General features: G+C 59.7%; 2 protein-coding genes and 8 pseudogenes. 4 read left to right on the forward strand and 6 right to left on the reverse strand.

The window, feature by feature from the left end:
- Positions 1 to 148, forward strand: a 148-nt coding sequence (locus tag ACTJKX_RS35565) for a hypothetical protein (RefSeq protein ID WP_440728212.1), incomplete at its 5' end; no start/stop codon positions are given.
- Here the strand turns inward: ACTJKX_RS35565 and ACTJKX_RS35570 are convergent.
- Together ACTJKX_RS35570 and ACTJKX_RS35575 are read right to left on the reverse strand one after the other, a co-directional pair.
- Positions 114 to 1,049 (reverse strand): annotated as a pseudogene (locus tag ACTJKX_RS35570) (hypothetical protein); the annotation flags it as partial. The gene ACTJKX_RS35565 and the pseudogene ACTJKX_RS35570 overlap by 35 nt on opposite strands.
- A gap of 254 nt (positions 1,050 to 1,303) precedes the next feature.
- A pseudogene (locus ACTJKX_RS35575) lies at positions 1,304 to 1,473 on the reverse strand (IS630 family transposase); the annotation flags it as partial.
- Positions 1,474 to 1,630: 157 nt separating this feature from the next.
- Between ACTJKX_RS35575 and ACTJKX_RS35580 the strand changes: the two are divergent.
- Positions 1,631 to 1,840, forward strand: a pseudogene (locus ACTJKX_RS35580) (transposase); the annotation flags it as partial.
- A gap of 89 nt (positions 1,841 to 1,929) precedes the next feature.
- On the opposite strand, the pseudogene ACTJKX_RS35585 reads toward ACTJKX_RS35580, so the two are convergent.
- Positions 1,930 to 2,145 (reverse strand): annotated as a pseudogene (locus ACTJKX_RS35585) (transposase); the annotation flags it as partial.
- Positions 2,146 to 2,179: 34 nt separating this feature from the next.
- Here ACTJKX_RS35585 and ACTJKX_RS35590 point away from each other — a divergent pair.
- Positions 2,180 to 2,875: pseudogene (locus ACTJKX_RS35590) on the forward strand (transposase); the annotation flags it as partial.
- An 85-nt stretch (positions 2,876 to 2,960) separates the two neighbouring features.
- Here ACTJKX_RS35590 and ACTJKX_RS35595 read toward each other — a convergent pair.
- The 3 genes and pseudogenes from ACTJKX_RS35595 to ACTJKX_RS35605 form a co-directional block, all read right to left on the reverse strand.
- Positions 2,961 to 3,233: pseudogene (locus ACTJKX_RS35595) on the reverse strand (transposase); the annotation flags it as partial.
- Positions 3,234 to 3,317: 84 nt separating this feature from the next.
- On the reverse strand, positions 3,318 to 4,685 hold the full coding sequence (locus tag ACTJKX_RS35600; RefSeq protein WP_440728210.1) for a transposase: 1,368 nt from the start codon (positions 4,683 to 4,685) through the stop codon (positions 3,318 to 3,320).
- Positions 4,686 to 4,734: 49 nt separating this feature from the next.
- Positions 4,735 to 5,469: pseudogene (locus ACTJKX_RS35605) on the reverse strand (IS256 family transposase); the annotation flags it as partial.
- Between the two features lie 104 nt (positions 5,470 to 5,573).
- Between ACTJKX_RS35605 and ACTJKX_RS35610 the strand changes: the two are divergent.
- A pseudogene (locus ACTJKX_RS35610) lies at positions 5,574 to 6,206 on the forward strand (IS701 family transposase); the annotation flags it as partial.
- Positions 6,207 to 6,228: the final 22 nt, after the last annotated feature.

Below are 6,228 nucleotides of genomic sequence, written 5' to 3' on the forward strand. Positions count from 1 at the left end.
GCCCCTCCAGCCGCGGTCGCGGCGTTGGCATTGGCGCCCACGCCGATGGCGACGTTCTGGCCCGTTGCACCCGAAACAGAATTGGTGCCCATCGCAAGGCCGTTGGCACCGGAAGCCGAAGAATTCTGCCCGAATGCGAGCGCACTAGCCGCCGATGCCTTAGCCGTGATGCCGATCGCGATAGCATTGATCCCTGATGCCACCGAATTGGTGCCGATGGCTGTGGCATTGGAAGCATTAGCCAGTGCTCCATCGCCTTGAGCGATACCAAAGTTTGCGGCCACATTTGCGCCTCGACCGATTGCAATGCCCGAAGTTGCGGATCCACCGACAGAGGCTTCACCGCCGAGCGCTATCGAATTGACGCCTGCCGATTGAGCGCCACGTCGAGTATTGGCGCCAATAGCGATGGAACCCTGTCCTGAGGCAATCGTGGAGTTGGCGATACTGAGCGCGGTGATACCATCACCGCCGGCGCCGCCGATGGCAACGGCGTTCAGGCCATTAGCCCGGCTGCCGAAACCCAAAGCGGTCGCGCCTGTCGCCGTTGCCTGCGCCTCCAAGCCAATACCGGTTGCCCATCGTCCCCCTAGGCTCAAGAAACCGATCGCGGTTCCACCCGCTCCGGTGGCTTTGGAAAAAGCTCCATAGATGGTGCCAGCAGACATACCTGCCGCAGAAGCATTGCAGCCCGCAGCCGTCGAATACGTACCCGTCCCATCCGTAGCTTGGCCGGCGGTACCGCCAGGATTCGTCCGCCCAACAATGCCAGAGGAACCAGTATCACACGCCTCAACTGGCCCATCCTTAGTGATCGTAGTGATTGTATTTGCGGCCGCAGGGGCCAGCCACATCGCCGACAGCATTAACGCAGGCGCGACTGCGCATCGGGCACCGCCAATCCGACCACCGACACCCAACGCCCCTAATCCGAGACGCTTGTTTTTCATTCCCATAACGCGATGAGCCATGCGCAACGCGGCATAAACCCGCTTACGCAAGCTACGGCGAGCATTCTTGGCAAACGAAATACGGTGAGTTTCGAACATGTCGCCCCGGCACGTTGCCCCTCAAAAAGGAACATCGAAGATTCCGCTAAGCCTCACAACAGTTACCGATTGGGAAGATTTAGCGGCAATGATAATCGAAAATCAAAAATAACTTCAAGGCCGCAATCTTGTTTAAATAATTTATACACTTAAAGCTTAAAGTAAACAATAATTTATAAACTTTATTATGGACGACGCATTTTATATCGCTGCATTTCAAGAAAAACCACGCTCTGCCGGCCGGGCTGTCAAAGTCCATAGCGGCGTGCCATGTTGGTGGAGGCCTCATCGATGAAAACCAATCGCTCGGGGGCAACATCGAGTTGGCCGTCGAACCAGGCCTGTCGCCGCCTCATGATGTCGGGGCGCTCCCGCTCCGCTGCATGGTCTTTTTGCGCGTGATGGCGTGTCGCTTGAAGAAACGCTGGCGACAGCCGAAACTGAAGATCACCTGGAAGGATCGAATAGCGATGACCGCAACGAAAAAGAAGGAGGCCCGAGAGTTCGGGTTGCAGATGACCTGCTCCCCTGGAAGGGCCTCGCTTTGAGGTTAGGCTGCTCCCTGGCAGAGGAGACGGGCCATGAAACGATCGAGGTTCACGGACGAACAGATCATCGGCATCCTGAAGGAGCATCAAGCGGGACTGTCCGCGCCTGAGTTGTGTCGCAAGCGCGGCATCTCGGATGCGACATTTTATACGTTGCGCAAGAAGTATGGCGGCACGGCGGTATCGGAGGCCAGGCGGCTGAAGGCTTTTGAGGAAGAGAATGCGAAGCTAAAGAAGTCCTTGTGTCATGAAGAAGTCGTGCCAGAGCGCTGAACACGGCAAGGTCGACGCGCGGGAGTGTCGGAATTTTTGCGTCCGGGGCGGGTTGAGCGTCACGCGATGATGAAGCGATCCTCGAACAAAATGGCGAATTGGGATTTTGCCTGCCCCCATTCGTGTGGCGGCATTTTCCACTCTGCCGCAGCTTCGCGCAAGACAAGCCAGATGAGTTTTGTCGCGGCCTCGTCCGTCGGAAAATGGCCTCGGATTCTGACCGCTCGCCGCAGCTTTCTATTGAGGGCCTTTATGGAATTTGTAACTGGTATGAGGATGGCGGTACTGAAGCCCCTGCCGTGACTCATCGCCATTGAGCGGCATGTGCGCGAGCTCGATCGGTTGGCGGAGGACTTGGCGATCATCGACAAGGAGATTGCCGCTGACGCGCTCAATGACGCCGCCATTGCCCGCCTGTTGACGATCACCGGTATCAATCTGACGGTAGCGGCAGGGATCGTTGCGGCTATCGGCGACATCAACCGTTTTTCCAGCCCACAAAAACTGGTGAGCTACTTTGGCCGCACCCCTCCTGTGCGTCAGTTCGGGCTGGGGGCGGCGCATCATGGCCGTATCAGCAAGGTCGGAAGAAGCCATGCGCGGGCCATGTTGGTCGAGGCGGCGTGGGCGGCTGCCAAGGCGCCGGGCCCGCTGCATGCCTTCTTCGTCAGGATTCGAGCAAAGCGCGGGCATCAGGTTGCAGCGGTTGCCCTTGCACGCAAGCTGACCGTGTTGTGTTGGCATCTCCTGACCAAGCAAGCCGACTATCGCTGGGTGCGTCCCGCGCTGGTCGCCAACAAGCGACGTGCCATGGAACTCAAGGCTGGCGGTCCTCAGCGCAAAGGCAATCAGCCTGGCCCTGCTCATGCCTACAACATCAAGATGCTACGCGATCAGGAAATGGAGATCGCCCGCAACGCCGAAAGGAACTACGAACAGTTTGTCGCCCAGTGGCAGACACGGCCCAAAAGGGTGCGCGGGCGCTCCAAGTCGGCAGGGCTATGAAGAGGCGGCCTGGCGGAACTTGCAGCCGGCGTTCCGGTCTTCGCCACGGAGTCGCTCGCGCAAGATCACCGTAACACAATTCGGCGGACGGGATCTTGTCCATCTCATCCGTGGTGTAAACGATCCGCCTGACATCGTCAGGAAAGGCAAAAAACGGGATGATTTCGGGCCATGCCCGCCGCCAGCTCTGGCCGATCGCAGGGTATCGCTGCCCCCAGAAGCCAGCCTCGAAGGCGGCCAGCGCCTCCTCGGCGGCGGTGGCGTCGACGGCGCGGTAGATGGTCTTCAAAGCCGTCCCGAGGACCCTGCGATCCTTCCAGGCCACGAAGTCCAGCGAGTTGCGCAACAGGTGAACAATGGGGTCGTTGAAAAAGCCGGCGCTGTCGACCGCTGAGTATGGATGGGCGCCACGAAGGCGCAAGTCGATCGCAGATTGTCTTTGTTAGACAGTCGAGAACGCGTTGGTTCGCATGCTGGGCGTCGATGCTGTCAAAAGAACCAAAATCAGCGTTAGGAAGGCGGCCGCGAGCCGTTTGAGGTTGATTACAGCTGCGGCCAGGAACGCCTGGATGCGCATGTTGTTGAGTCCGCGCCGAATTGCTCTGGCCAGGCCATGCCACGTCTTCGCTTCACCGTGAACGCCTTCGACGCGCCATCGATGGCGCTGATACAACCGCTCTTCACGCTTGCCCCATCCAAGCCGCTTGCGTCTTGCCCGCAGCAATGATGGATGGTTGACGTTGAAAACGGCGATGCGCGCATGACGGGACGGGCTGACACAGCGCGCTTTCAGCGGACAAGCGGCGCAGTCTTTCCCGCGCGCATGGAAATACTGAAAAGCGCCTCGCTGCAGCTTGCCCATCGGGCGCAGAATTTTGCCTCTTGGGCAGCGGACCAGATTATGCCGAGCGTCAAATTTGAAGCGACGGGTGGGAATGACCTTGCGGGGCGGCTGTTCGGCCTTGGCCGGGACGATACCCTCGATCTTACGATCTTCGAGCGAGCGAAAAACCTTGGCGTAGGCATATCCGGCATCCATGGTCACAATCGCGAGCGGCGTACCGGTGGTGGTGGCAATGGCATCAAGCTGCGCCGCGACTGCCATGCCTTCGTTTTGCTCTCCGGTCGTCACTTCGACATCGACGATCACCCCTGTCACATCGTCAACAGCCGTGTGCTGCTTATAGGAGGGCTCAAGCCGGCGGTTGCGGCCATTGGTTGCCATGGTAGCGTCGGGATCGGTCACACAGATCTTCTTGGACTTGCCGCGCTGCCGGTCGTCGGGGAAACTGTCATCGATGTTGGCTTCCTCAACCGCCTCGATATGGCGCACGGCCAGCGAATCCCAGCTGACATGCGCACGGATCAGCGAGGCGTCGACATGAACGATCTCGCCTGTGGCGATCTTTGCGGCAACGCAAGCCCGAACCGTGCGCTCGAATATCCGGCGAAAGCGCTCGGCGCCCCAGCGTTGGCGAATACGAGTCAGTGATGAATGATCGGGCAGTCCCTCACGCAGGCTGTAACCTGCAAACCACCGGATCGCGATATTGACCGCTGCCTCCCGCATCAGGCGCCGATCATGGACGATACCGAGCAGAAAGCCCGCCAGCATCAGCCGAAGTGCGGCCTCCGGATCAATGCACGGCCGACCGTTGTCGAGGCAGTACAGCTCGGCAATCTCGTCCCGCAGCCATGACAGATCGAGTACGGCATCGACCCGAACCAGAATGTGGTCACTCGGAATGAGCTGACGCAGCGATCCGGTGATAAAAAGCTCCAGCTGATCCCGTTCCTTGCGACCCAGCATCCAGCCCCCCGATCCTTTGCCGAACGAGTGAATCACGATGCCGAGGCTTTTTCAACGACCCCACAATGCAGGTTTGAACCAGGGCCTGCGGGAAAACGGCGGTGATAGCGTCAGGAAAGCCCTTGAGACCGTCGACGACGGCCAGCATGATGTCCTCGACGCCGCGGTTGCGCAGCTCGTTCATCACTCGCAGCCAGAATTTGGCGCCTTCGTTCTGCTCCAGCCACATCCCAAGCACGACTTTGGCGCCATTGGCCTGGACGCCCAGGGCAATGTGGATGGCCTTGTTGCGCACTACACCCTCGTCGCGGATCTTGACCCGGATCGCGTCGAAAAAGACGAGCGGATAGGCCGGGTCCAGGGGGCGCTGCTGCCAGGCTGCAACTTCTTCAAGGACCGCATCGGTTACGGTACTGATCAAGTCAGGCGAAGCCTCGATGCCGTAGAGCTCGCGCAGATGCCCCACGATCTCCCGGGGGCTCATGCCCCGCGCATACATCGAGATGATCTTGTCGTCGAAGCCGGGGAAGCGGCACTGATATTTGGCGATCAACTGCGGATCGAAACTACCGGCCCGGTCGCGCGGCACCTCGATCTCGATCCGTCCCGTCTCGGTCGTCACCGTCTTGCGGCCATAACCGTTCCGGCTGTTGTTGCCCTGCGCTTCTTGCTCGAGATGATGGTCCATCTCGGCGTTGAGCGCTCGTTCCGCCAACGCTTTCTTCAGCGTGTCCAGCAAGCCGCCTTGGTTCAGCGCCGCCGCAGCGTCAGTGCCGGTCAGCAATTAGTCGAGCAGGTCTTTCGGTATCGCCGGCTCCTTGCGTCGTGACATCTTGGGTCTCCTTTCTACCCATTATGCCAGCCCGCACACGAAATTCCTGACAGTCCCCAGTTGACGTGGCCCTCGTCTTTCCCGTCGCTGGGCGCGGCCGCCCGCGCAAGAACCATGTGCCCGATACAAAGTCGGTATCGGCGCAGAAGACGCTAGCGATGGCGACCTGGCGCACGCTGAGCTGGCGGCGTGGCACCAAGGGGCCGCTGAAGGCTCGCTTCGCTGCCGTGCGGATCAAGGTGGCAGACGGGCCGCCTCAGAGGATCGGCGACATGGGACAGCAGCATCTGCCAGGAGAAGAGGCCTGGCTGATCGGCGAACATCGCTCGAGTGGAGAGCGTAAATATTACCTCTCGAACCTGCCCGCCGACACCTCGCTCAAACGCCTGGCCGGCGCCATCAAGGCGCGCTGGATCTGCGAGCAGGCGCATCAGCAGTTGAAGGAGGAACTCGGGCTCGATCACTTCGAGGGACGATCATGGACGGGGCTGCACCGACACGCACTCATGACCATGATCGCCTATGCCTTCCTTCAATCCCGACGCCTCAAGCAGGCGAAGCGGGAAAAAAAGAATCCAAGGCCCGCCACCCAAACCCACCCTTCCGGCCATCCGGGCAGCCATCATCGCCGCTCTCGAACCGCCAACATCAACACGATGTTCGTATTGCCGCCGACGGTTCAGCTCTAAAAATCTGCCAAAGTAGTGCTAG

Source organism: Labrys sp. 22185, from assembly GCF_052045555.1.
GTDB lineage: Bacteria > Pseudomonadota > Alphaproteobacteria > Rhizobiales > Labraceae > Labrys > Labrys neptuniae.